General features: G+C 39.4%; 21 protein-coding genes. 5 read left to right on the top strand and 16 right to left on the bottom strand.

All coding sequences use genetic code 11. The features are described from left to right. Positions 1-55: 55 nt before the first annotated feature. The 6 genes from ACQKL5_RS12240 to ACQKL5_RS12265 all read right to left on the bottom strand — a co-directional run bounded on the left by ACQKL5_RS12240 (position 56) and on the right by ACQKL5_RS12265 (position 6,613). Positions 56-2,026 (bottom strand): LTA synthase family protein, encoded by a 1,971-nt coding sequence (locus tag ACQKL5_RS12240; RefSeq protein WP_427609053.1) that lies wholly within the window; start codon positions 2,024-2,026, stop codon positions 56-58. 102 nt (positions 2,027-2,128) lie between these two features. Further along, a complete protein-coding gene (locus ACQKL5_RS12245) occupies positions 2,129-2,314 on the bottom strand; it encodes a hypothetical protein (protein WP_427609055.1) in 186 nt (61 codons plus the stop codon). A 508-nt stretch (positions 2,315-2,822) separates the two neighbouring features. Beyond that, complete coding sequence (locus ACQKL5_RS12250; RefSeq protein WP_427609169.1) at positions 2,823-3,767, bottom strand: siderophore ABC transporter substrate-binding protein; 945 nt, start codon at positions 3,765-3,767, stop codon at positions 2,823-2,825. A gap of 203 nt (positions 3,768-3,970) precedes the next feature. Then, positions 3,971-4,729 (bottom strand): ABC transporter ATP-binding protein, encoded by a 759-nt coding sequence (locus ACQKL5_RS12255; RefSeq protein ID WP_427609056.1) that lies wholly within the window; start codon positions 4,727-4,729, stop codon positions 3,971-3,973. Continuing rightward, positions 4,723-5,670: an iron chelate uptake ABC transporter family permease subunit gene (locus ACQKL5_RS12260; protein WP_427609058.1), complete on the bottom strand. Its 948-nt coding sequence runs from the start codon at positions 5,668-5,670 to the stop codon at positions 4,723-4,725. Before ACQKL5_RS12260 ends, ACQKL5_RS12255 begins: the two co-directional genes overlap by 7 nt. Next, positions 5,663-6,613: an ABC transporter permease gene (locus tag ACQKL5_RS12265; RefSeq protein WP_427609060.1), complete on the bottom strand. Its 951-nt coding sequence runs from the start codon at positions 6,611-6,613 to the stop codon at positions 5,663-5,665. The genes ACQKL5_RS12260 and ACQKL5_RS12265 overlap by 8 nt, the downstream gene beginning before the upstream one ends. A gap of 323 nt (positions 6,614-6,936) precedes the next feature. On the opposite strand from ACQKL5_RS12265, the gene ACQKL5_RS12270 reads away from it, so the two are divergent. The 4 genes from ACQKL5_RS12270 (at position 6,937) to ACQKL5_RS12285 (ending at position 12,483) form a co-directional block, all read left to right on the top strand. Further along, positions 6,937-7,209 (top strand): DUF1450 domain-containing protein, encoded by a 273-nt coding sequence (locus ACQKL5_RS12270; RefSeq protein WP_427609062.1) that lies wholly within the window; start codon positions 6,937-6,939, stop codon positions 7,207-7,209. A gap of 173 nt (positions 7,210-7,382) precedes the next feature. Further along, entirely contained in the window at positions 7,383-9,038 is a 1,656-nt protein-coding gene (locus ACQKL5_RS12275) for a M14 family metallopeptidase (RefSeq protein ID WP_427609064.1), read from the top strand. A gap of 121 nt (positions 9,039-9,159) precedes the next feature. After that, positions 9,160-11,055, top strand: coding sequence for a squalene--hopene cyclase (shc, locus tag ACQKL5_RS12280; protein WP_427609065.1), 1,896 nt, complete (start codon positions 9,160-9,162; stop codon positions 11,053-11,055). A gap of 348 nt (positions 11,056-11,403) precedes the next feature. After that, a complete protein-coding gene (locus ACQKL5_RS12285) occupies positions 11,404-12,483 on the top strand; it encodes a tetratricopeptide repeat-containing glycosyltransferase family 2 protein (RefSeq protein ID WP_427609066.1) in 1,080 nt (359 codons plus the stop codon). A 106-nt stretch (positions 12,484-12,589) separates the two neighbouring features. On the opposite strand, the gene ACQKL5_RS12290 is transcribed toward ACQKL5_RS12285, so the two are convergent. The 10 genes from ACQKL5_RS12290 to ACQKL5_RS12335 all read right to left on the bottom strand — a co-directional run bounded on the left by ACQKL5_RS12290 (position 12,590) and on the right by ACQKL5_RS12335 (position 22,846). Next, positions 12,590-13,141 carry a PepSY domain-containing protein gene (locus ACQKL5_RS12290; RefSeq protein ID WP_427609067.1) on the bottom strand — a complete coding sequence of 184 codons (552 nt, stop codon included), beginning with the start codon at positions 13,139-13,141 and terminating at the stop codon, positions 12,590-12,592. Between the two features lie 65 nt (positions 13,142-13,206). Next, positions 13,207-14,562 (bottom strand): sensor histidine kinase, encoded by a 1,356-nt coding sequence (locus ACQKL5_RS12295; protein WP_427609068.1) that lies wholly within the window; start codon positions 14,560-14,562, stop codon positions 13,207-13,209. Beyond that, a complete protein-coding gene (locus tag ACQKL5_RS12300) occupies positions 14,559-15,254 on the bottom strand; it encodes a response regulator transcription factor (protein WP_427609069.1) in 696 nt (231 codons plus the stop codon). The genes ACQKL5_RS12295 and ACQKL5_RS12300 overlap by 4 nt, the downstream gene beginning before the upstream one ends. Before the next feature lie 149 nt (positions 15,255-15,403). After that, positions 15,404-15,925 (bottom strand): peptide-methionine (S)-S-oxide reductase MsrA, encoded by a 522-nt coding sequence (gene msrA / locus ACQKL5_RS12305; protein ID WP_427609070.1) that lies wholly within the window; start codon positions 15,923-15,925, stop codon positions 15,404-15,406. 118 nt (positions 15,926-16,043) lie between these two features. Then, on the bottom strand, positions 16,044-16,652 hold the full coding sequence (locus tag ACQKL5_RS12310) for a response regulator (RefSeq protein ID WP_427609071.1): 609 nt from the start codon (positions 16,650-16,652) through the stop codon (positions 16,044-16,046). An 11-nt stretch (positions 16,653-16,663) separates the two neighbouring features. Continuing rightward, positions 16,664-17,785 (bottom strand): sensor histidine kinase, encoded by a 1,122-nt coding sequence (locus tag ACQKL5_RS12315; protein WP_427609073.1) that lies wholly within the window; start codon positions 17,783-17,785, stop codon positions 16,664-16,666. 91 nt (positions 17,786-17,876) lie between these two features. Continuing rightward, entirely contained in the window at positions 17,877-18,929 is a 1,053-nt protein-coding gene (locus tag ACQKL5_RS12320; protein ID WP_427609075.1) for a fatty acid desaturase, read from the bottom strand. Positions 18,930-19,221: 292 nt separating this feature from the next. Continuing rightward, on the bottom strand, positions 19,222-21,291 hold the full coding sequence (locus tag ACQKL5_RS12325) for a Na+/H+ antiporter (RefSeq protein WP_427609078.1): 2,070 nt from the start codon (positions 21,289-21,291) through the stop codon (positions 19,222-19,224). Between the two features lie 332 nt (positions 21,292-21,623). Then, a complete protein-coding gene (gene fdhD / locus ACQKL5_RS12330; RefSeq protein ID WP_427609080.1) occupies positions 21,624-22,421 on the bottom strand; it encodes a formate dehydrogenase accessory sulfurtransferase FdhD in 798 nt (265 codons plus the stop codon). 62 nt (positions 22,422-22,483) lie between these two features. Then, positions 22,484-22,846 carry a DUF2294 domain-containing protein gene (locus ACQKL5_RS12335; RefSeq protein ID WP_427609082.1) on the bottom strand — a complete coding sequence of 121 codons (363 nt, stop codon included), beginning with the start codon at positions 22,844-22,846 and terminating at the stop codon, positions 22,484-22,486. Between the two features lie 333 nt (positions 22,847-23,179). Between ACQKL5_RS12335 and fdhF the strand changes: the two genes are divergently transcribed. Continuing rightward, positions 23,180-26,113: a formate dehydrogenase subunit alpha gene (fdhF, locus tag ACQKL5_RS12340; RefSeq protein ID WP_427609084.1), complete on the top strand. Its 2,934-nt coding sequence runs from the start codon at positions 23,180-23,182 to the stop codon at positions 26,111-26,113. Positions 26,114-26,121 lie beyond the last annotated feature (8 nt).

The raw sequence follows: 26,121 nt of genomic DNA on the forward strand, positions 1-26,121 counted from the left end.
TCCATAAAAAAACAAGGTGGGAAGCTATTGCTTCCCACCTTGTTTTCGTTCGTCATTACTTATCGGAATCCACCTGGTTGGTTTCTTCTTCTCTGTCGGTATAATCATAATCTGCTGGATCAATTGGTTCAAAGCCATTCGGTGTATAGAATCGTAGCAAATCGCCATTCACGACTTTGTCGGATAGATTAAGCATCGTCTCCACTCTAGTTTTAGAGTTGAGGATGTCTTCATTCTCTTCGACTATTTCTCCAGTTTTTGAATCATAATACTTCCCTTTGATAGAAGTAACTTCAGGCGTTACGAAGTCTCCATTACGGAAAGGTACAATTTCATTATGATCTTTAGACAATAAATCTGAACCGAATTGTACATAATCATTTGATTCAATTCCTAGTAGGTGTAGCATGGTTGGAAGAAGATCGATTTGACCTCCGTATTGGTGCATTTCCCCACCTTCAACACCTGGTACATGAATCAATAATGGTACACGTTGTAGCTGCGCATTTTCGAAAGTGCCCACTTCTTTATCAAGTACTTTTGACATGGCATCTGTATGGTTTTCCGAAATACCATAATGATCGCCATACATGATGATTACTGAGTTATCATATAAACCTGATTCCTTCAGGTATTTGAAGAATTCTTCAAGTGCCTCGTCGGCATAGCGAGCTGTCTGGAAATAGCTATCAACCGAGGAATCCCCAGTTGTATGTTTTTCGATTGAAGTCTTCTCTTGATCCATCGCATATGGGAAATGATGAGACACCGTTATGAATTTCGTATAGAAAGGCTGTTTAAGCGTTTCTAACATAGGTATCGATTCTTTAAAGAAAGGCTTATCCATTAATCCATAACTTAACACTTCATCTTTATTCTCCATATTGTAATGCTCTGCATCAAAGAACTTATCAAAACCAAGTGACTTATACATCTTATCGCGGTTCCAGAAGGACTTATAGTTACCATGGAATACAGCAGAAGTGTAACCATTTTGTCCTAGGATTGCCGGTGCTGCTTGATACGTATTCTGTGATTGTGTCGTGAATGCTGCTCCTTGCGGCAAACCGAATAATGAATTTTCAAGCATGAACTCTGCATCCGCAGTCTTACCTTGACCAACTTGGTGGAAGAAGTTATCAAAGTACATGAAATCGGATTTATTATGTGCAAGTGAATTTAGGAAAGGAGTGACCTCTTCTCCATTCAACTTATAGTCAATCAAGAAATTCTGCATGGATTCAAGATGCAGATAGATAACATTTTTCCCTTTGGCCTTACCGAAATATTCCGGATTCGGCTCTGCACTAGTAGCTTTTGTATAGTTGACGACTTCAGCAATATCCGAACTGTTTGCCGTTGCACGCTGAGCGTACGTTTTAGTGTTTTGAACAGCATCATAAACCGTGTAGTTATACATCCCAAGATATTTAACGATGTAGTTCCGGTCGAATGTTCTTGATAATAATTGTGGACGATCCTTTTCAGCCAGTCCCAAATTGATAGCGAAAACAACAAGTCCAGTAAGATAAACCATTGCAATCGTACGACGTTTGATTTTAACGTTTTCAAGTTTATAGTCTTTAAATTTATATAAAACGATTAAAAGAGCAGTATCCAGGAAATACAATATGTCATACGATTTAAATAATGCTAAAACACTCGGTCCTAAATCCCCGGCATTATTCTGTAATTGTGTCAATGTTGGCAGTGTAATGAAATCCGTAAATGAACGATAGTACACAATATTAATGAATAACCATAAGGACATCAGTAAATTTAATCTGATAACCCATTTAAATGACTTTTTACCTCTAACCAATAATGCCAAGCCAAATATTAAGATAGCTGAGCTAACTGGGTTAATGAAAAGTAAAAACTGTTGTAGTCCATTTTCTATCCCTAAATTGAATTCAGTTCGGTAACTGATATAGGTTTTTAACCAAAACAAGACTACAGCAATAACAAAAAAGCCTAGTATATTATTTGCAAATAAATGCTGGCCTTTTTTCAAGAAATTTTTCATGCTTTCACCTCTATTAAACTAGTGGTATTATAGTAAACTTTTACTTTCTTACAGAAGACGGAAATTCGCAAACCCTATGATAGCACTCTTTTACTTAAATAGTCAAGAATGCATAAAACCTACGTAATTCCTTACCCAAATTCTTCCGTGTCCATAGAATTTTGGAATGCCAATACCTTTAAATATATAGGAAGCCTCAGTCTTTATCCAATTAATATCACTCTTTATTTCTGGCAATGGTGGATGAGATATCCTTCCCTTTTTTCCGTTCTTCCAAGCTTTAATCATTATAAACGACTCCACACGAAAAGGCTATAGCATTACAAAATATGTAAAAAGATAATTTATGAAACCAAATATTTCAAGTTTTAAGGTTGTTTGATGTTTTCTTTTTTTCAGTGCTATAATTCGACAACTTGTAAAAACTCATTATACGTCCCCAGATACTATACCTTGTGGTCCCTCATCAGCTTTTGAAAGCCACACTCTCATCGTGTATCATCGACACGAATCTCCTTTTTCATACACTCTTCAAATCCCACTGGACATTCCCTAATATATACGGATAATCCTTAAAAATGATTCATTTTTGGATAAAAAATTTTTTTTGTAACTTTACGATTCACGGAAAAAACCTCCTGATTTCAGCACAATCCACATACACATATAATAGGAAGAAAAAAATTAGTTCCTCATTTATTTCTTACCTGTAGGTTTCCTCCTATACCTTTCACTTACTCAACAAAAAAATGCCTACCCTCACATAAAGTGGGAATAGGCATTTTCATAATTGATATTATTTAAGACCTTCAGAAATTTCTTTAACCATTTCATTAACAGACTCTAATCCGCCACCTGATAAGTACCAGTAGTTAGGATCCAGATAAACGATATGGCCATCTTTATAGGCGTTTGTGTTCTTCACAATGTCGTTCTCCACTGTTTCTTTTGCAGCAGCACCATCACCCACTACAGCATCTCTATCGATAACGAATAGGTAATCGGGATTTTTTTCAGCAATATACTCGAAAGAAATGCTTTGACCATGCGTTGATACTTCTAATTTATCGTCTACAGCAGGAACTCCGAATACATCATGGATGATACCGAATCTTGAGTTAAGACCATATGCACTTACTTTTCCACCATTAGAAAGTACGATTAACCCTTTTTTATCAGCAGGTACTTCTTTTTTGAGCGCGTCAATCTTTTCTTCAACGCTCGCAAGTTCTTTAGCAGCTTGATCTTCTTTACCAAAGATTTTACCTAATAACGTAACGTTTTCTTCAAATGATTTCATATATTTTGTAGTGTCCACCCCTACGAATACGGTTGGAGCAATTTTACTTAACTCTTCATATGCTTCTGATTGACGTCCAGAGATTAAAATTAAGTCTGGGTCCATTTCATTAATTTTTTCAAAGTCAGGTTCTTTCAAACCACCGACATTTTCAGTTTTATCTTTGTAATCAGCAAGATATTTAGGAAGACCCTCATGAGGGACCCCTGCTACTTTTACGTCTAATTTATCTAGAGTATCAAGCGCACCCATATCGAATACGACAACTTTTTCAGGATTTTTTGTAACTTTTGTTTCACCTAATTGGTGTTTTACCGTGAACTCTTCACTAGTAGTTGATTGTTTCTTTGTACTTGATTCTTCTTTTTCATCATTAGAACCACAAGCTACAGCTACTACTGCTAACATTGCCAGTAAAAGCAAGATGGATAATTTTTTCAACATTAGATAGTCACCTCGGAATTTTTTTTATATTTGAAATCACCTTAGAAACCAATAGCTTGGCCACATTTATCTTCTACACTATTTTTAGTTGACCATATCCTGGGCGCCTGCCAACTTAAATTAGCTTGAACAATAGTGAAAATAAGTATGCTCAGCTTAGAATCCTAGATGATTTAAAACCAACATAACCTAGACTAAAATCAAGTAAAGTACACACAAATCTTATTGTCATTGATATTCTGAATTTCAATATCCATATCGTATATTTCCTTTAGGACTTTAGAATTGATGACCTGTTCGGTGGGTCCATTATGGACGACCTTCCCATCTTTCAGTGCAACAATATAATCGGAATAACAAGAGGCAAAATTAATATCATGGATAACGATAATGACTGTTTTGCCTAATTCATCAGCCAATCTTCTTAAGACCTTCATGATTTGGACGGAATGCTTCATATCCAAATTGTTCAAGGGCTCATCCAGAAGCACATACTCGGTGTTTTGTGCAATGACCATCGCAATGAAGGCCCGTTGTTGCTGACCACCACTAAGCTGGTCTAGAAACTTATCCTGCATATCGGCAAGTTCCATATATTCAATCGCTTCATCGACATATTTCCAATCTTCTTTTGTTAATTTCCCTTGTGAATAAGGAAACCGGCCAAAAGCAACGAGTTCACGAATGGTTAATCGGATGTTAATGTGGTTGGCCTGCTTTAGGATGGCAATTTTTTTTGCAAGTTCATTACTTTTGAACTTGTTCATATCTTGCCCATCAATTAAAACATCACCAGAATCTTTTGAAATGAGCCTACTGATCATGGAAAGGACAGTACTCTTCCCTGCACCATTCGGACCAATGAAAGAAGTGATCTTCCCTTTTTCGATTTGAAGGGAGACATCCTCAACAACCGTTTTATTATTATATCTTTTGAATAATTTTTTTACTTCTACCATGATTTATTCTCCTTTAATAGAAGATAGATGAAATATACACCGCCGATAAAGTTGATAATGACACTTAAAGTAGTCGAGAACGTGAAGATTCTCTCAACAATGAATTGTCCGCCGACCAAGGCAATCACACTGATCAACATTGCTGCCGGAAGGATAATCTTATGCTGATAGGAATTGACGAATTGATAAGCGACATTGGCCACCAGCAACCCAAGGAACGTGATGGGGCCTATAAGGGCCGTTGAAATCGAAATTAGAATTGTAACGATGATTAATACCCGTTTGGTCACATAATCATAATCCACACCCAAATTGATGGCCTGATCCCTCCCTAGGGACATGACATCTAAATATTTCATAAGTCTAGAGAAATAAATGATGGCCGCTAACATGAGCACAATCGCCAGGATTAAAAGATCCGTATTGACGTTATTAAAACTTGCGAACATCTTGTTCTGTATAATTTGAAACTCATTCGGATCGATCAACACCTGCATGAATGATGACAAGCTCCCGAATAACGTTCCAAAGATGATTCCGATGAGCAGAAGGAAATAGATATTTCTATTCTTCTTGAACATGAATTTGAACAGCAAACTGGCGAATATGAGCATAATGGCCAAAGTGACCAGGAAATTGAGATTTTTATTTACAATCAAGATATGGGAGGAGCCAAGTAAAAAAATAACCGCGGTTTGAATGAGCATATACATTGAATCTAACCCTAAGATACTTGGTGTTAATATTTTATTATTGGTCACGGTCTGGAATATAACGGTAGCGAAGGCAATCGCACAGCCCACTACAATGATGGCAATAATTTTCAGAACCCGCCTTGGAAGCGAATAATCCCAGTTCGGTCCTAAATCCCAAAAAATATAAAATGCTGTTAAAGCAGCGGCAAGCACCGCTAATAGTATGATCTTCCTTTTATTATTCATATGCCTTTCTCCTCATTATCAAATAGATAAATATGGCGCTTCCTATTACACCCACCACAAGACCAATCGGAATTTCAAATGGATAGATGATGATGCGGCCTAAAATATCGCAAATCAATAGGAACACAGCCCCTAGCAATGCTGTATGAGAAAGACTCTTCTTCAAGTTATCACCAAGGTATAACGAAACGATATTAGGTACAATCAATCCTATAAAAGGAATCGTTCCCACAGTTAATAAAACGACAGTGGAGGATAACGCCACGATGATCAGCCCAAAATTCACTACTAGTTTGTAATTGAGGCCAAGATTGATTGCGAACTCCTCCCCCATTCCTGCCACCGTGAATTTATTAGCAAAGAAGTAGGCGAGGATGACTAATGGGATACTCGCATAAATCAGTTCATACCTTCCCGACATGATCATCGAGAAATCCCCATTCATCCAAGTATTGAGACTTTGGATTAAATCATACTTATAGGCAAAGAATGTTGAAATGGATCCAACGATATTACCGAACATTAATCCTACCAATGGAATGAAAATAGTATCCTTATACTTCACTTGATCAAGTATTTTCATGAATAAAAAGGTACCTACCAAGGCAAATATGAAAGCAAACACCATTTTCTCTATAAGGGCTGCAGATGGAAAAATGATCAAAGCAAGAAGAAGACCTAACCTTGCTGAATCCATCGTACCGGCAGTCGTGGGTGACACAAACTTATTTCTGCTCAGTTGCTGCATGATTAAGCCACTGATGCTCATTACGACACCAGCAATGATTATGGTTACCATTCTAGGTAACCGACTTTGCAACATAATTTGTACTTTATCATCACTTAAATCCAATAAATCCAAAGGTGTAATATCCTTAACACCGATAAATAAGGAAGTGAAGGATAAAACAATTAACATAAGAACTAAATATCTAATCTTCATCTACGTTTCCTACTCTTCCTATCTCAGTAAAATTACAGCGATATATGATTATTGAAAATATATGTATAAAAATCGCATAAATATATCCTTATTTCGCCTACACATGACAAACAATTCCGTTGGTTGTTTGTCTTCTTCTGATAATGAGATTCATTATCATTGTTACCATTTCATTCTATCAGTTCCTAGATATCTGTCAACTCCATAAATCAAATTCTTATTCGGCTATAACAAGTACATATATCTCCAACTATGCAACTTACTTCGCCAATGATAAAATGAAAATAACATATATTTACTCTTTTAACGAAAGTAGCGATATAATGAAAACTTTTCTTTCAAAACTCTTCACTAAAAAAGAGAGTCTACAAATTGAATTTTGCCAAAATAATATTGATCGTTTCCTTGATGAACAAACTTTAGCGATTTATGGTCAATTTTTAGCCAATCCCCGCGTCCACTATAAAGAATATGAATGTTTAAGTGAATGTGCACTTTGCAGGAAATCTCCTTATGCCAAGGTAAATGGACAAGTGCTAGTCGGAGAGGATCCACATGACCTTTTTAAACAGTTGCAAAACAAACTAATAGAATAAAATGGGTTTAGGACTTTTATGTCCATGATAACAGGCTCATACTTCCGATCATGCTGTTCTTTTGAACCAATAGGTTAATATTACTATTTATTACCATTTTATAATTTATTACTATTTTTCCTTTACACTTTATGATAATTTATGGAAAGTAACTTATTTTAGGAGGGATGTCTGTGAAAAAAAGTACACCTGCCATTGTTTCTATCGTTTCTCTTAGCCTTGCCGCTGGGTTGTTGAGCCCTAGCTCCGTTGTCCAGGGAGAAGAATTCACCCCTTATTATGGGACTGGTCCCAGCTATATTCAGCCTGATAATCTCTCCTACCTCTTTCCTGTCCCGAATACTTCATTCAACACACCGGCCTTCCAACAAGACAGACTCGCTTTTACAAGCCAAGAAGAAATGAAAACATTCATCAATACCTTGTCCCATAAAAATAAAAACATTCAATTGAAAACGATTGGTCAATCAACAGAAGGTCGCGATATTCCCATGCTTCTGTTCAGTAAGGATACAAAAAAAGTGCAAAAGCATTCAAAAAAACCACTGATTTGGATACAGGGGCAAATACATGGCAATGAACCTGCTGCAGGAGAATCCACATTGGTGATTGCCCAATGGCTTGCTGAAGGTAAGCTAGGCAATGTCCTCGATAAAGTGAATATTGCCATTGTCCCACGCGTCAATCCGGATGGATCCTATAACTTTAAACGAACTACTGCCGAAAATCTGGACGCCAACCGTGACTATTTAAAAGTGGAACATCCTGAAGTGCAGGCAATCCATCGAGCCATTAACGATTACGAACCAGAGGTCATTCTTGATGTACATGAGTACACGGTCAATCCCGCCCCACTTAAAAATGTCGGCACAAGTGGATCAATTGCTTCCTATGACTTGCTCATCTCTTCAGCCAAGAATTTAAATATACCGCAGACATTACGAAAAGCTTCCGATGAATTGCTCTTGCCGAAGGTCTTTAAGACATTGAAAAAAGAAAATCTCTCCTATCATGACTACTATACGCTCGCCACCTCTGAAGACGGGGTTCTGACTGCCACCGAAGGAAGCACGGAAGCACGGATTGGACGCAACGCCCTAGGGTTAAAAAATACGATGTCCTATTTAATAGAAACAAGAGGAATCAATATAGGCCGAACAGATTTCAAACGACGCGTTTTTGCTCAAGCTACAGCTCAGGCCGCCTTTATTAAAGCAACAGCCGATCAGGCAACCAAAGTGAAAAAAGTGGTGCAGCAATCTGAAAACGAAGTCGTAAGAAAAGGGGAAAGGGCCAATGACCATGATAAAATTGTCATCAAAAGTGAAAATAAACACTTCAAAGACCGGAAACTAACGGTCATCGACCTAGCTAAAGCAAAAAAGGTGGATACCCCCATCGACTGGCTTGATTCAACCGAGGCCTACCCTACTCTTGTTAGAAATCGTCCAACGGCATATATCCTACCTGCCGAGTATAAAGATGTAGCAAAAAAACTGGAACGATTGGGAGTTCAGGTGAACCAACTAAAGAAATCTGTCACCGTACCGGTGGAAAGCTACCAAGTCACGGACATGAAAGTTTCTGAAGAACTTGAAAATGGCCATGCTACAAGAGAAGTGACAACATCTGTTTCGACGAAACAACAAAGCTTTTCAAAAGGTAGCTATGTATTCAGCATGGCCCAGCCTGATGCCAACTTCATCTCCCTGGCCCTTGAACCCGAAGGCATAGACAGTTACGTGACCTTTAACTTCATCCCAGCTATCAAAGGGAATGAGCTTCCGGTTTACCGCTATATGAAACAATCCTCCTTACCGGTTAAATAACGTGAACCTATTCCTAACACGCTTGAGCACTTAATGCTCAAGCGTGTTTTATTTTCTTTTGGAATGCTTCTTGGATTGCTGAATAGATATGTAAATGGATGATTTGAAAGGGGGAAGGCCTTTGAGCGAGCAAGTATATATGGAAATCAACCGTCTAGTTCACCGTCTGAAACAAAACCAGTCACCAGATGGATCATGGGATTATCCTTTTGATACAGGGATTACGGCTGATGCCTATATGATTATATTACTAAAAGTACTTCAAATAGAAGACGAACCGCTTATAGAAGCTTTAGTAAAGAGGATCGAAAGCAAACAAACGGAAAATGGGTCTTGGAAACTATTCCAAGACGAAAAAGATGGCAATCTTTCCGTCACCATCGAGGCTTATTATGGACTTCTCTATAGCGGCCTCTGTAAAAAACAAGATCCACATATCAAAAAGGCGAAACAATTCATTCTTGCTCATGGCGGAATCAAGCAGGCAAAAATGTTAACGAAAATGATGCTGACCGTCACCGGACAATACAAGTGGCCTCTCATATTCCCGCTGCCTCTCGAAGTTATATTATTACCACCCACTTCTCCCATTAATATATATGATCTCTCCGTTTTCGGACGGGTCAACATGATTCCCCTACTTCTACTTGGCCATAAAAAATTTCAAATCAAATCCCCTATCACACCGAACCTAAAAGATTTATATCACACACGGGAGGAACGTTCGAAGGAACACGTATGGGAAGAGTACCGAAACGAGGAATACCGCTCCTTCTTTTCTACCGTACAGAATGCTGTCAAATCCTTGATTGGTTTTCCTGATTACCTGCATTCTTTAGCCCTTGAGTCTACAAAACGCTATATGATTGACCGGCTTGAACCAGATGGAACGCTCTACAATTATTTTGGCTCCACTTTTTTCATGATTTTTGCCTTGCTCTCAGTCGGCTACTCGAAAAAAGACCCTGTGATTCTAAAAGCTGTTGCTGGGTTGAAAGAGATGGCCTGCACCATCGATGGCCATACTCATATCCAGTTCACGACCCCACATGTATGGAATACCTCTTTAATTAGCTACGCATTACAGGAAGCGGGACTGCCTTCAAAAGATCAAACGGTGAAGGCTGCCAATCAATATTTGCTAACCCGTCAGCATCACATATTCGGGGATTGGCGGATTCATAATCCAAAGGCCGTTCCTGGCGGCTGGGGGTTTTCCGATTTGAATACCATGAACCCTGATGTAGATGATACGAGTGCTTCATTAAGAGCATTAGCAAGTGAACTAAAGCATAATCCGACGAATCAAGACAGTTGGCAACGTGGGGTTGCTTTCATGATTTCCATGCAAAATGACGATGGAGGATTTCCTTCATTCGAACGGAATAACGATCATAAGTGGTTGCACTTTGTTCCTTTCGAAGGATCCAAATACCTCTTAACGGATCCCTCGACACCCGATTTGACAGGGAGAGCACTCGAATTTTTAGGGAACTATGCCAATCTGAAGAAACCTGAAAAAATCAGTAAAAAAGCCGTCAATTGGCTCTTGGATAATCAAGAACCGGATGGGTCCTGGTATGGCCGATGGGGAATTTGCTATCTTTACGGGACCTGGTCTGCACTGACAGGATTAAAGGCAGCTGGGCATTCTTCAGACCATCCGGCCATTAAACAATCCATTGGCTGGTTAAAAAAAATCCAAAATAAAGACGGCGGTTGGGGCGAGTCCTGCTATAGCGACATTCGGGAAAAGTATGTTCCACTTGGCACCAGTACGCTGACCCATACGGCCTGGGCAGTGGATGCCCTGATAGCGACATCAGAGGAACCCACTCCTGAGATTAAAAAGGGGATTTCCTATCTCGTTCGCGAAGGGCCAAATGATTGCTGGACCAATGATTATCCTGCTGGTCAGGCGATGGCCAACTTCTTGTACATTCATTATCATAGTTATCGATATCTATACCCCTTATTGACATTAAGCCATTACAAAAATAAATTCATGAAAAATTAATAGCTGTTATCCACTCTTTTCAAACATGCCAAACACAATTTGTGGATGGTTTGTGGAAAAACCTCTCAGATTCCGATTTGGTTATCCACAATTCCTGCTTATCCACAATAATTGTCTACCAGATAACGCACTTATCCACAAATCCTGTTTTCACTTTTACCTTTTTAAAATTTTATGACGGAATTTTATACACATTGCTCTATAAAACCATGGTCACTTGTAAGTTTTGTGGATAGATTGGGGATGACTTTCCCTGACATAGCAGATCAATAAAACTAGCGCCCTTTTTCCTTCCCTTACAACACCCATATGAGTAATAGCTAATATGCTGTTAAGGGGGGTGAAAAAATGGCTAACATTTCAATTAGTCTTTGTATGATCGTAAAGAACGAAGAAGATACGCTGGCTGCCTGTCTTACTTCTGTAGGTGAAGTCGCCGATGAAATCATCATTATCGATACAGGTTCTACAGACAAAACGAAGCAAATTGCCACTACTTTCACAGATTATGTGTATGATTTTGAATGGATTGATGATTTTGCTGCAGCGAGGAATTTCGCTTTTTCCAAGGCGACAAAAGACTATATTCTCTGGCTTGATGCAGATGACATAGTAACACTAGAGAATAAGCAAAAAATTTTAACACTCAAAAAAACACTTCCGACTGATGTTGATTCGGTCATGATGTCTTATCATCTATCATTTGATGAACGTGGAAACCCGAGCTTTAGCTCCCGTCGAAACCGGATCGTAAAACGGGAAAAGAATTTCAGGTGGATTGGGTTCGTTCACGAATACCTCGAGGTTTGGGGTAACATTTTTCAATCCGATATAGCCATTGTTCATAAAAAGGGAAAAATCCATAGTGATCGAAATCTGAGGATATACGAAAAGGCACTGGAATCAGGGCAACCTTTCAGTCCACGCGATAAGTATTATTTTGCAAATGAATGCAAGGACCACGGCCTCCATGAAAAAGCCATTGAATGGTATCAAAAATTTCTGGATGAGGGAAAGGGTTGGAGCGAAGATAATATTCAAGCATGCGGTAAGATGTCCGATTGTCTCATTCAGACCAAAGAATGGCTGCCGGCAATCCGGAGTTGCTTAAAATCATTTGAATATGATACACCCAGAGGGGAAAATTGCTGCCGGCTTGGTTCTATTTATCTACAACGGCATGATTACGAACGTGCAGCTTTCTGGTACAAATTAGCGACACAAGTTGACCTTCCCGAAACCAAAAGTCCCTTTATTGATCGTAGCAGCTATACATGGCTGCCCCATTTACAACTTTGCTTATGCTATGACCGACTTGGAAAACGAAGTGAAGCTAACAAGCATAATGAGTTAGCCGCTGAATTCTTACCTAATCACCCAGCTATTCTCTATAATCGGAAATACTTCGAAGACCTTGAAGAAAAATGAAAATACCCCCGTTTCGTTGTAAACGGGGGTAAAAATATATCAGTCAACCTACATTCTTGATTAAGCTCCTACTGCACACAACGGTTTGAAAAAAACTTCGAATCAGTTAATCATCCATTTCCATTTTTAGTACTTTACCCGTATTCGCATCAATGTCCACATCATATTCCTTTGGGCCTTGTTTAATCTCTACTTCATAAATAAGGCTACCGTTTTCCATATCCGCTTCTAGGTCGGTTATTTGTCCTTCAACCTGTTTCAATGCAATCTTTTCAGCTTCTTCCATGCTGATTTTTGCCGTCTTCAAAGCTTCCTGGATTAACGCGTCTTCATCTTGATCATCGTCTCTCTCTTGAGAAAGAACCTTTCCATCTTTTGCGTCGACTTCTACTTCGTGATATCCTTCTTCGGTTTTAACGGTCATGTCATAGGTGACTGGATATTCGTCCCACTCCTTTTCGACTTGGACAACCTCTCCACCAAGTTCTCCCGAAATCAATTTAATGGCCTCTTTCTCAGAAAGCGTCCCCTGGTTGATAGCATACACTGCCGTTCCGGCCACACCCCCGAATAGTAAAACGGCTGCCGCCGAAACCGTAATAATCAACTTTTTCCTTTTAATGATGTTTTCTTTCAAATTGCTCCATGTCTTTTTCATGAATGGGTTCCTCCTTTAAGTTGTTACCTTAAGGATAACCAGTCTCCATGAGGCCCACATGAATGCTAGATTAGAATTTGATGAGAAAGATTAATCGTGACGGTTGTTCCCGTCTTCAATTCACTTTGAATATCTAATTGGCCACCCAGGGACTCAACGAGGGAGCGAGCAATCGAGAGCCCGAGTCCATTGCCCCCCGTTTTCCTTGTCCTTGAAGAATCCACCCGATAAAAACGCTCAAACACGTGAGGCAAATGCTCTTCCGAAATGCCAACGCCCTGGTCCTGGACATCAATCAATAGTCTGCTATCCTTCTCATGTATGAAAATATGAATGGCAGAGTCACTATATTTCATTGCATTGTCCAATAAAATAACAAGCACTTGTTCAAGCTGGCTTGAAACCGTCTCAACATGGATGGTCGGACGGTCGGACGTGATATTCACTTCGCGTTCCGTAGTCCGTCTAAACGTTTGGGCAATCTGCTCACAGAATGAAATCAATTCGAATTCTTCGCTCACGTCGGCCGGGGATTCTGCCTGGGAAGCCGCCTTCAACAGATGTCCCGTCAACTGTTTCATCCGTAGGGCTTCATGGTGAATGGCCTCAATCCCCTCTTCTAGAATCGCCTCATCCTTCAAGCCCCAACGTTTTAAAAGGGAAGCATAGCTTTCTATCACGGTTATCGGAGTCTTTAATTCATGGGAGGCATCCGACAGAAATTGCTGCTGCTGATCAAAGTTCCGTTCGAGCCTACCGATCATCCTGTTAAAGGCAACACCCATCACCTGTAGCTCATCCTTTGATTTCTCCGGCAGCGGAATCTCTTTGAAATCCCCACTTTCTTCGATATCCGACATGGTTCGGCTCATGATGGATATCGGTTTAAGAATAAGGTTAGCCAGCCACTTGCCGGCAATAACCGATAATAGAATGACAAATAGCGAAGAACCAATAAGCACAAGTGCCAGCAAGGATAACTGTTCAAAGAGCGCGTCCTGTGTCTGGGTGACCTCTATCATCCCGATCAGGGTACCTTTTTCCGGATAGGGCGCACGGTAGGTCAATACGTACTCTCCATCCACTTTTGCAAAGGTATATCCTTTATCGGTAAATGATTTCACCCCTAGCTCTTCAAGTCCATCCTCATCAACGAAGCGATTGACCAGAGAACCATTTGATTGGAATATCCGCACCATCCCATCATCCGGCGTATAGGGTTCAATCACCTTTGAATCCCCAGCTAATAAATCTTTCTCCTGGACATTTTCTTCTATGAGCTGAGCCTGATTTTCGAGCATATCCTGTTCCCGCTCTATCGAAATCCATAGAAAAGCGCTCAGGACGAATACACTTAGCAAGATCAGCATAATGGTCAGAAATAAGCTCGAATACCATTGTATTTTTGTCCGAATTTTCATTGCGGCTCCTTCAGGCTATACCCCACACCGCGATACGTATGAATGAGAGGCACATCATAAGGATAGTCGATTTTTTTTCGTAAATATCGGATATACACATCCACCACATTCGTATCTCCGGAAAAATCATATCCCCATACATGGGAGATGATCTGGTCTCGTGACAAAACCTGATTTTTATTTTCCATTAGATAAACCAGCAAATCAAATTCACGGGAAGTCAGCTCAATCCGCATACCAGCACGCCGGATATCTCTTGTACCCAGTTCCAATTGCAAATCGTGAATCGTTAGAACATCCTCTTTCGTAGCTTTAATGCCACCACCAGTTTGGCTCCGAAAGCATGCACGTATCCTCGCCAGCAGTTCCTCAATTTCAAATGGCTTGGTTACATAATCATTCGCGCCATGATCAAGTCCGTTCACCTTATCTGGTACCGCATCCCTTGCCGTCAGAAGGATGACCGGAGTTTGACTGTTCTTTTTCCTGAACCGCCTTAATACTTCGATCCCATTTAACTCAGGGAGCATCACATCTAGTAAAATCAAATCCCAGTCTTGTGCTTCCGCCCTCTCGAGTCCTGTTTTTCCGGTAAACGCCGATTCAGTTTGATATCCTTCATGGTTAAGCTCCAACGTTAGCACCCTTGCAATTTTCTCTTCATCTTCTATAATCAAAATTCGTTTATTCATCATCCAACACCACCTAAATCTTAGTGTACTGAAGAAATATGAAAATATCATGAGAAATGGACGATTCCCATTGAAAAGTAAAAAGAAAAACAGCCATTCTAGAAAAGGGCTGCTTTCATTGACTCAAGAGGTTTGAGAATCACGCTGGATTATTTACCCGCCCAATTTTGACTGATAAATTCATCACGACCGGATTTCTCACGGTCCTCTTTATAATGTTTTTTGTTTTTCTTATGATAGTCTTGATGATATTCCTCTGCAGGATAAAAAGTTTGGGCCGGGAGGATTTCCGTAACGATCGGCTTCTTGAATATCCCGCTGGCACTTAGGCGCTCTCTGGATTCAAGAGCCAATTGGTGCTGTGTCTCATTATGGTAGAAAATGGCCGTCCGATATTGACTTCCTCTGTCATGGAATTGTCCTCCATCATCGGTTGGATCAATTTGCTGCCAATATAATTCAAGCAATTTCTCATAGGCAAAAACTTGAGGGTCGAACGTAATTTCAACCACTTCATAATGCCCCGTAGTCCCCGTTTTCAACTCCTCATAGGTAGGGTTTTCAACCTGTCCACCTGAATAACCCGAAATGATGCCTTCTATACCTGGCAGTTCATCAAATGGTGTAACCATGCACCAAAAACAACCACCAGCAAATATTGCTTTTTCCACACCCATCGTCCCCCTTTACTCATCTAATGTAATAAAAACCAATATACCATAATCATATGTTTTATGTAGTAGTTGCTGATTGTATAAAAAATAGGATAAGCCCCCTGGCCTATCCTATTTAATCTTTAGACCAGCCTTTTTCCTTAAACCGAACAATGGCTTCCACACGATTGCTGACATCGAGTTTATCGAGAATGACTGATATATAGTTGCGGACCGTTCCATTGGTTAGAAAAAGCTGATGGGCAATTTCCTTTGTATTTTTACCATCTGCTATCAAACCGAGCACTTGGGTTTCTCTTTCCGTCAACGGGTTTTCTTCTTCGAAAGCCATATCGACAAGTTCCGGGGCATATATGCGCCTTCCATCCATAATGATGCGAATGGAGTTGGCCAATTCCTCACTCGGACTATCTTTCAATAGGTACCCACCTACTTCGGCCTTCCTGGCTCTTTCAAAATATCCGGGGCGTGCAAATGTTGTTAAAATGATCACTTTGCATTGGATTCCTTTGTTCTTAATCTCCTCCGCCACATCTAACCCGGTTTTTACTGGCATTTCTATATCTGTTATACAAATGTCAGGGTGGAGTTGGTTTACGAGATTTATTGCTTCTTCCCCATTGCTTGCTTTTCCGACTACCTCCATATCCTCTTCTAAATCGAGGATGGACCCAAGTGCGCCAAGCAACATTCGCTGGTCTTCAGCAATCACGACTCGAATCATATTAATCCCACCTATTCATTAATTTTTATTGCATTCGGTACCCTTATATATACGATGGTGCCATCGCTCGAATCTATTTCCAGGCTCCCATTCACAAATTCCAATCTTTCTTTCATTCCTTGAAGTCCATTTCCTTTATAAAAGTCTGAGGTTTGAGTAAGACCCACCCCATTATCTTCGACTTTAATCGTTACGCCCGTCTTCAATTCTTCAATGGAAATCTTACATAGTGTAGCCTGACTATGCTTCACGATATTAGTCACGGCTTCTTTTATGCACATGCTCAAAACCGTTTCGACAAATAAGGGAGTAGCTAGTAAATCCGTAGAACCATCCAACTCAAAGTCTATCTCTGCGGCTTTCAAAATCTGTTTAACCCGAATGACTTCGTCGCTAAGCTTCGCCCCACGCATTTCCGATACCATTTCCCTTACTTCTTTTAATGCCGTCCTCGCTGTTTGTCGGATATCCTTGATTTCTTTCTTAGCCGACTCTGGTTTCAAATCAATCAACTTCCCAGCAAGGTCACTTTTCAATCCAATCAGTGAAAGCTTCTGCCCCAATGTATCGTGTAAATCCCGAGCAATACGCTGCCGTTCCTCAATCTTTCCGAGTTCCGAAATTTGTTTATGGGCATCTTCAAGCTGTTCTTCAAGTTTATCCCTTTTATTTCGATTATACGTATTGAACGGGAGTAGAATCACGCCCACTATACAAATGAGCATGAACGGAAACTGTGAAAAGAAAATGGGGTCTTTCAGAATAAAACCGATATTAACAGAAACGATAGTAGCCAATAGCTGTACCGAATATAATACGAAAAAACCCACCTTATTTTGAACGTTCCCAATGAAGAACGCTAGAAAAAGAGAAAAATAAATGAAACCGAAGAATATGGTCATCGATATGGATATGGCAATCTGTATCCCTGTCCAAACATATACGGGCCATCCCTTTGATGCGAAGGATAAACCGTAGGAGATGAAAAATAAAATAATCATGATGATGCCAAAGATGATTTCCAGCATCGAGGATGATTTAAATATGAAATAAAAAGGAAGAATACAAAAAATAATCCAGACATATGGACTTAGCCCAGTATTCTTCGGGAAAATATGATACCAACTTTGCATAGCGTCCCTCTGTTTCTTTTACCCCTAGTATATACTACGAAGTTTTATCAAAAAACCATTCAATCGAAATTGAATGGTTTTGTACAGATATTTATTTCTCTTGTAAGCTTGGTCGTTTAACATTCATTTCAACGTTAGACTTTACATTACTCAAACGGTCCTTAATCTCTTTAAAGCTTACAAATGTTTTATTTTCCCCGTCATATAAGCGGAAGCGAAGCGATTTTAAGCTTGAGCCAAGCGTGATCGTCGTTGCCTGTTGTAAAGGCAATGTGGAATCATGGACTTTCTCCAGATTATAATTCGGCACTCTAGGGCTTAAATGATGCACGTGATGGAAACCAATGTTACCGGTTACCCATTGTAATACCTTTGGAAGTTTATAATAAGAACTTCCATCTATTGCTGCCTTCACATAATCCCATTCGGATTCTTCTTCGAAATAAGAATCTTCGAATTGATGTTGCACATAGAACAACCAAATGCCCAGCGAACCCGATACAAATAGGATAGGCAATTGTATCATGAGGAATGCCTGCCATCCAATGGCCCAGCATAAAAGGCCATAAATCAATACGATAGCCGCATTAGTGAGATGCGTATTCATACGTTCTTTTTTCCTCGCACCTTTTACATTTAAACGGTTGGTTACAAGGAATAGATAAAACGGTCCTAAGCCAAACATGACAATCGGATTCCGGTATAGTCGGTAAGCAAGACGTCCCCAGAATGAAGCGGCAACATACTCATCAACGGTCATGACCCAAATGTCGCCTGTGCCACGTTTGTTTAGATTACTACTTGTTGCATGGTGAATCGAGTGACTGTGCTTCCATTGTTCATAAGGAAATAAAGTGACAATCCCACTAATCGTGCCTAGGATATTATTCGCCTTTTTGCTTTTGAAAAATGAGGAATGACAGCAATCATGGAAAATGATGAAAATCCTGATGACGAACCCTGAGGAAAGAATGGCGAATGCCAGTGTCAGCCAATAGGAAATGCTTAAACTCTGATATGCTAAAAACCAGAGTATAAAAAATGGTGGAAATGTATTGATAATCTGTTTCACACTAGTTGTCATATTAGACTTTTCAAAAGGCGCAACTTCTTTTCTTAACTGCTTTTGATTGTGTTTGCTCATAGTTTCCTCCTTGAAATATAGAAAAAATGGAGTTATCGATTTCTTTGGTTTAATATAATGGATTAACTTCTATATAGTCGTGATGAATGGTTTCTTTTCTATATTTCAATTATAGTTACAATCTTCAACCAACTGTAGTCATAAACGTCAATGAACTCATATGACATCTGTCATATACTCGTCTAACACTCGTATATAGCCCTTCTATTATGTCCTTTTCTTCTTGCTTTACGCATAAATAGAGGAAATACCAGGAACCTACAAAGGACCGACACACATATGGGAATCATTTTTACTGACCTTGGATCATGAGCATTTCATCATACACTAAGTTTTGTCTAAGCTCCGTTGCTGTTTTATTGGATATTTGATTCTCTTCAACCATTTGCTGAATGATATCACGTTCGATCTGCATCGCATTCAATTGGAAGCGACTGACCATTTCTTCGTAACGATTCACTTCTTTTTCGCTTAATGTGCCAAATGGATTCAAATAATTATTATATCTTTGAATGACCAGCATGACTTCATGACGGTTTTCTGGAGTAGTTTGTTGTTGGATTAATAGCATCGCTTCTTTTTGTGCTTTATTTTGTGCTTTACGGAACTCCCGGATCAGGTCCGCGTTTTTATTAATAGAGTTCTCTAATTTCGTTTCCCATCTTTTATCCCATTTGACATTAATCTTATTTTTGATAAAGATGGTCTTCCAATTAATCCACGCTCTTTTAAAAGGTGATTTTTGCATATAGTTTAACGTTCTTGAAATATACACCTTATACAGCTCATAAGTTGTTTCAGAGATAGCCTCTTTTTGAACTAGCTCAGAAACGACTTCCATTTCCTTGTTGGTCCCCAGCTTCATCAAATCCTGTATGGTCCGATGATCCGGCCTTTTCGTTATTCCACGTTCCAAATCTATCAATTGTTCATTTAAATCTTCCATTACTTGATGAATCGCTTTCTGATTATCTAAGGTTTCCTCTTTACTCAACAGTTGGATGGTCTTATTTAACACAATTTTATAAGCTTCTTCAGTAGTAAGTCGTTCATCATCAGATTCAGTTGGCTTCTTTATTAATATCGGTAAAAGTAATGTAGCCAAAAAGACGCTTAATAAAATTACAGTTGCCGCGATAAATAAGACTGTATTACGCATCGGGAACTTCGTGTCATCCGGCATTAAAGTTGGTATGGATAAGGCGGTAGCTAAAGTGATGGTTCCATGAATGCCACAAACTGATGTCAAAAGGGCATATCGCGATTTCGACACATTCACATCGTCCATGGCGTTGTTATATTCAGGATGAACCCTGGACATGATAAATTGCTCCAATGGATTCACTCTGACTTTCGTGAAAGTCTCATGAAGAATGTATACCCAAATGAAACGGATCACCAATAATAAAAGTACAATCAAGACGCTAATTCCAAAAAGAGTTCCCCTATTCATATTGGAATCAATTTCCTCATATACACTCGGTATCATGAATCCTAATAAAGTAAATACCAGACCATTCAAAAGATAACCTAATACAGACCATGTATTCGTAGATATGATTTGCAATTTGGTTGTGGAACTCTGAAGTCGATCCCGCTCAATGCCATGAATGACACCAGCGGTAACCACTGCTAAAATGCCAGATACATCAAACTCTTCAGCAACCATATAAATCACAAATGGTGTAATCAACTCAATGACAATGGACATAGAAATTCCTTCTAATCCATGGACCCGTAGGAACAATCGCAATTTTACGATTAGATAGCCCAGAAGGAGACCTATAATAATCCCACCCAAAGACACAAATAAAAAATTGAGCGAAGCATCTTTTATAGAAAATACGCCAGTTAATGCTGCTGCCAAAGCCACTTTAAAAGCAACGATTCCGGCTGCATCATTGAAAAGCGATTCTCCTTCAAGGATGGGCATCATATTACCGGGCAACTTCAAGCCTTTTGTAATGGATTGTACCGCTACGGCATCCGTTGGAGTTATGGTGGCTGCTAATGCAAACGCTACGGCCAAAGGCATATCTGGAAGTAACCAGTGGATAAAAAAACCACCTGCAAAAACAGTTACGAATACTAACCCAAAAGCCAATAACAGAATAGGCTTACGCAGCTCAAGCATTTCTTTTCGAGATGTGTTTTTCCCTTCTGTAAATAGAAGAGGAGCAATAATGCAAATCATAAATAATTCAGAATGAAAGTCTAAAGATAAGTGAAATGGTAAAAATGAAATGACTGCCCCCATGGCTATTTGATATATTGGGAGCGGAATACGAGGCCATTTAGTGTTTAATATTGTAGCCACTATTATGGAAACTAATAATCCGAGCAAAGTGATTAAGAATGACATAGTATCCTCCTATCTTTTAATATTTTGTACGATTGCCTCTAAAAAGGAAAAAGCAGAGATATTTTAAAGTGATCATCTCCACTTTTAAAAATAGTCCCCACTCATTATGTGTATTTTTTTCAAAAGTAACTCTCTAATGTTTTGTTGTATCAACGATAATTGATATACCCCTTCGTTATTCATTACAAACAGGTATTACAACTTTCAAGATTCATTTCAATCAAAAAATGAATTACATCATTTTTATTATCAACCGACTTTTCATTTACCACTAAAAGACGTCAAAAAAAACAACCCGAGTGGATTAGATATCCATTCGGGTTGTTTGGCCATTACTTATTTAATTTAATCCTATCAGGACAAGTATAAATATTCATCGAATCATTGCGGATAAAGCCGACAGTGGTAATTCCTAGTCCTTCTGCCAACTCCAAAGCTAATTCCGTTGGCGCTGATTTAGAAAGAATCAACTCGCAACCGATCTTGGCCACTTTCAATAGTATCTCCGAAGAAATACGACCACTGAATACAATTGCTTTTCCTTCTAAAGATATACCATTCTTCAAACAATACCCATAGATCTTATCCAATGCATTATGACGCCCGATATCCATTCGGCTTAATACAAGCCCATCTACATCACACAATGCAGCATTATGGACACCGCCGGTTTGTTGGAACGTCACCGCGGACTGTTGCAGGTCTTTCATTAAGCGGAAGCAATCTTCCGGCGTTAACGTCATTGTCATATTCTCCATCTTCTTGGCAGTCAGAGCATCATTTACAAAAACGAAACCTTGTCTACTTCCTCCACAGCATGAAGTAATATAGCGTTTATTTTGAAACTCTTGGTAATAAGGATTCAGCTTATCCGTTTTGACATGAACATATCCTTCTTTTTCCTGAAACCAGATTTCTTTGATTTCTTCATATTTCCGGATAATCCCTTCCGAAGCTAAATAACCGATCACCATATCTTCAATGTATTCGGGCGTACAAACCATCGTCACGAACTCTTGACCATTTATCTTCACCGTAACGGGAAACTCCGTCACAACCGTGTCTTCCGTTTGCTGGACTTCCCCTTTGCTAATACGGATAATCTCCCGTTTTTTCTCTATCTCCTTCATGCCTTCACTCCTCATTATCTACGCGAACTTTCTGTCCCTTAATATGAAGCAGTGGAACGATATCAGTTCGATTTTATTTTTCCTGCTATATCCTGATCAAATACAAACACGGAAATAGCTATATTTTCCTTCACTTTAATATCAGAGAACAAATGAACCAGAGTCGCACCGACCAGCTCTTCCATTCCCTCAGGAGGGGCAACCGAATATAAATCCTGAATCATTTTTGTCCTTGCTGAATGGACCATATCTTTGCCCTCTTCCGTACTTGAAATGAATATTTCCGTGGGAGTCAAATTCCCATATAGCGTAGAAACAGCCATGTTATCTACGAAAACCGTATGGATACGCTCTGGTCCTTTTCCGAATAATTCTTTTCGGAGCTTTCGAATCATATCATTGAATTCATGGATTACTTTTGACATCTTGATTTCCCTCCTAACATATGATATTTCATCTAGTGTTTCCTTATCATAAAGCAATAAGATTAAAAAAAAAAGTTTATTGAAAATAACTACTTTTATCATATGATTGTTTCTTTTTGAAATTAAAGGTATAATATCTTTGTGAAAGTTGGTTACATAATATGATTTGTTATGTTTCTATCTTTTATCCATCATTCAAATAATGGCTTGGATTGGTATATTGGCAAGATTTGCTATTAAACTATTCCACCATGACTTACATCGCTGTTCAGAGACAGAGGTGTAATCATGGTGGCTTTTTCGTGTTTATTGGTAATAAGAGGGGGAAAAATTGTGAGCGATTCAATTACTATTAAAATCAATGGCTTGGATTATACAGCAAAAACTGGATCGACAATCTTGGAAGTTATCAATGAAAATAAGATAGCTCATCCACAGGTTTGTTATGTTCCTGAAGTAGATCCAATTCAAACATGCGATACGTGTATCGTGGAAGTGAATGGAAAACTTGTTAGATCATGCTCGACAAAAGTTGATAGCAGCATGGATATCTCATTGGATTCAACAAGTGCTAAGGCAGCACAAAATGAAGCGATGGATCGCCTGCTTGAAAATCACCTATTATATTGTACAGTTTGTGACAATAATAATGGGAACTGTAAACTTCATAACACTGTAGAATTAATGGAAATTCCACATCAAGATTTCACGCCTAAAACTACACCGGAATTGGCTGTGGACATGTCCCATCCTTTCTACCGCTATGATGCGAACCAATGTATCGCTTGCGGACAATGCGTAGAGGTTTGTCAAAACCTACAGGTTAATGAAACGCTATCCATCGATTGGGAAGCAGAACGTCCACGTGTTATTTGGGATGAAGGAACTGAAATCAATAATTCATCATGTGTGGGTTGCGGACAATGTGTAACAATCTGTCCATGTAATGCATTAATGGAGAAATCCATGCTTGGAGAGGCTGGCTTCATGACTGCCTTGAAAGATGACATAATGGAACCGATGATTAACCTAGTTAAAGATGTTGAGCCAGATATGAGCGTAATATTCCCTGTTTCAGACATTGAAGCAGCTATGCGTGATACACGGACGAAGAAAACGAAAACAGTATGTACATTCTGTGGTGTTGGCTGTTCATTCGAAGTTTGGACAAAAGGGCGCAAAATCCTTAAAGTTCAACCTACACATGAAGGACCTGTTAATGCAATTTCCACTTGTGTTAAAGGGAAATTCGGTTGGGACTTCGTAAACTCTGAAAAACGTATTACTAAACCATTGATCCGTAAAAATGGTAGATTCGTAGAATCAAGCTGGGATGAAGCTCTTGACTTGGTTGCCTCAAGACTTGGTTCAATCAAACAACAATACGGTGGTAATTCCGTAGGATTCATTTCTTCATCTAAAATCACGAATGAAGAAAACTATGTGATCCAAAAATTAGCACGTCAAATGTTCGAAACGAATAACGTCGATAACTGCTCTCGTTACTGTCAATCACCTGCAACAGACGGATTGTTCCGTACAGTCGGTATGGGTGGAGATGCTGGTACGATTAAAGATATCGCTGCAGCAGGCCTTGTCATCATCGTTGGTGCAAACCCAGCTGAAGGACATCCGGTTCTAGCTACACGTGTAAAACGTGCACATAAGCTACACGGACAAAAACTGATTGTAGCCGACGTACGTAAAAATGAAATGGCTGAGCGCTCTGATATCCATATCAGTCCTAAACAAGGTACAGACCAAGTGTGGATAATGGCCGTAACAAAATACATGATCGATCAAGGCTGGCATGATCAAGACTTCATCGATGAAAATGTAAACTTCTTCGGCGAGTATAAAGAGTTGTTAGAAAAATATACCCTAGATTACGCTGAGCAAAACACAGGAATTTCCAAAGAAACATTAATCCAAATTGCTGAATCCATTCGCGATGCAGATGGTACATGTATCCTTTGGGGAATGGGTGTTACACAAAACACTGGTGCTTCCGATACGTCGGCTGCCATCTCTAACCTTCTTTTAGCTACAGGTAACTACCGTCGTCCAGGAGCTGGAGCTTATCCTCTTCGTGGTCATAACAATGTTCAAGGTGCTTGTGATATGGGAACATTACCAAACTTCCTACCAGGTTACCAACATGTTAACGATGATTTTGCTCGTGCCAAGTTTGAAAAAGCTTATGGTGTCAAAATCGATGACAAACCAGGTATGCATAATATCCAAATGCTGGACGCTATCGAAAAAGGCGACATGAAAGCTATGTATCTTGTCGGTGAAGATATGGCACTTGTGGATTCTGATGCAAACCATGTTGATAAAGTCCTATCAAGCTTAGATTTCTTTGTTGTTCAAGATATCTTCCTTTCTAGAACAGCTCAATATGCGGATGTTGTATTACCGGGAGCACCTTCTCTTGAAAAAGACGGTACATTCACGAATACAGAACGTCGTGTACAACGTTTATATAAAGCCCTTCCTACTTTGGGAGATTCTAAAGCGGACTGGGAAATCACTCAAGAAATCGCTAACCGCTTAGGTGCAAATTGGAATTACACTCATCCTAGTGACATCTATGATGAAATGGCAAGCCTTTCTCCAATATTCAGCCAAGCAAATTATGAAGTACTTGAAGGCTGGAACAGCTTCCTATGGGGAAGTCATGATGGATCAAGCACACCGCTTCTTTATACGGATGGATTCAACTTCCCTGATAAAAAAGCTCGCTTTGCAATAGCTGACTGGGTAGAGCCGCATACATTCCCTGAAGAATTCGATCTTCATATCAATAACGGACGTATGCTCGAACATTTCCATGAAGGAAATATGACGAATAAATCGAACGGAATTCAAGCTAAGGTTCCTGACATTTTCGTTGAGGTTTCTCCAGAGCTAGCTAAAGAGCGTCAAGTGAGCGATGGCGGATTAGTCCGTTTGGTATCACCATATGGTGCCGTTAAATTGAGAGTGCTGATTACAGACCGAGTGAAGAAAAATGAACTATTCCTACCGATGAACTCAGTCGACAAGGATTCAGCCATCAACTTCTTGACTGGTCCTATATATGATCAACGTACAAGTACACCTGCTTATAAACAAACAAAGGTACGTATGGAAGTGCTTAAAGATAGCGGAGAAATTCCATTGCCGGGAACTAACCCACGGAATAAAAAACGTCATCCTCAAAATGGTGTTGAAGTCCAACGCAAGTGGGCACGTCCAGGTTATGTACACTTAACAGATAAATAATAAGGAGG

The sequence above is a fragment of the Peribacillus sp. NPDC097675 genome, assembly GCF_050277655.1.
GTDB lineage: Bacteria > Bacillota > Bacilli > Bacillales > DSM-1321 > Peribacillus.

Excerpts from the sequence above, each read along its gene's own strand:
- ACQKL5_RS12240 (WP_427609053.1), bottom strand. The coding sequence starts at position 2,026 with ATGAAAAATTTCTTGAAAAAAGGCCAGCATTTATTTGCAAATAATATA.
- ACQKL5_RS12245 (WP_427609055.1), bottom strand. The coding sequence starts at position 2,314 with ATGATTAAAGCTTGGAAGAACGGAAAAAAGGGAAGGATATCTCATCCA.
- ACQKL5_RS12255 (WP_427609056.1), bottom strand. The coding sequence starts at position 4,729 with ATGGTAGAAGTAAAAAAATTATTCAAAAGATATAATAATAAAACGGTT.
- ACQKL5_RS12260 (WP_427609058.1), bottom strand. The coding sequence starts at position 5,670 with ATGAATAATAAAAGGAAGATCATACTATTAGCGGTGCTTGCCGCTGCT.
- ACQKL5_RS12265 (WP_427609060.1), bottom strand. The coding sequence starts at position 6,613 with ATGAAGATTAGATATTTAGTTCTTATGTTAATTGTTTTATCCTTCACT.
- ACQKL5_RS12270 (WP_427609062.1), top strand. The coding sequence starts at position 6,937 with ATGAAAACTTTTCTTTCAAAACTCTTCACTAAAAAAGAGAGTCTACAA.
- ACQKL5_RS12285 (WP_427609066.1), top strand. The coding sequence starts at position 11,404 with ATGGCTAACATTTCAATTAGTCTTTGTATGATCGTAAAGAACGAAGAA.
- ACQKL5_RS12290 (WP_427609067.1), bottom strand. The coding sequence starts at position 13,141 with ATGAAAAAGACATGGAGCAATTTGAAAGAAAACATCATTAAAAGGAAA.
- ACQKL5_RS12295 (WP_427609068.1), bottom strand. The coding sequence starts at position 14,562 with ATGAAAATTCGGACAAAAATACAATGGTATTCGAGCTTATTTCTGACC.
- ACQKL5_RS12300 (WP_427609069.1), bottom strand. The coding sequence starts at position 15,254 with ATGAATAAACGAATTTTGATTATAGAAGATGAAGAGAAAATTGCAAGG.
- ACQKL5_RS12310 (WP_427609071.1), bottom strand. The coding sequence starts at position 16,652 with ATGATTCGAGTCGTGATTGCTGAAGACCAGCGAATGTTGCTTGGCGCA.
- ACQKL5_RS12315 (WP_427609073.1), bottom strand. The coding sequence starts at position 17,785 with ATGCAAAGTTGGTATCATATTTTCCCGAAGAATACTGGGCTAAGTCCA.
- ACQKL5_RS12320 (WP_427609075.1), bottom strand. The coding sequence starts at position 18,929 with ATGAGCAAACACAATCAAAAGCAGTTAAGAAAAGAAGTTGCGCCTTTT.
- ACQKL5_RS12325 (WP_427609078.1), bottom strand. The coding sequence starts at position 21,291 with ATGTCATTCTTAATCACTTTGCTCGGATTATTAGTTTCCATAATAGTG.
- fdhD (WP_427609080.1), bottom strand. The coding sequence starts at position 22,421 with ATGAAGGAGATAGAGAAAAAACGGGAGATTATCCGTATTAGCAAAGGG.
- ACQKL5_RS12335 (WP_427609082.1), bottom strand. The coding sequence starts at position 22,846 with ATGTCAAAAGTAATCCATGAATTCAATGATATGATTCGAAAGCTCCGA.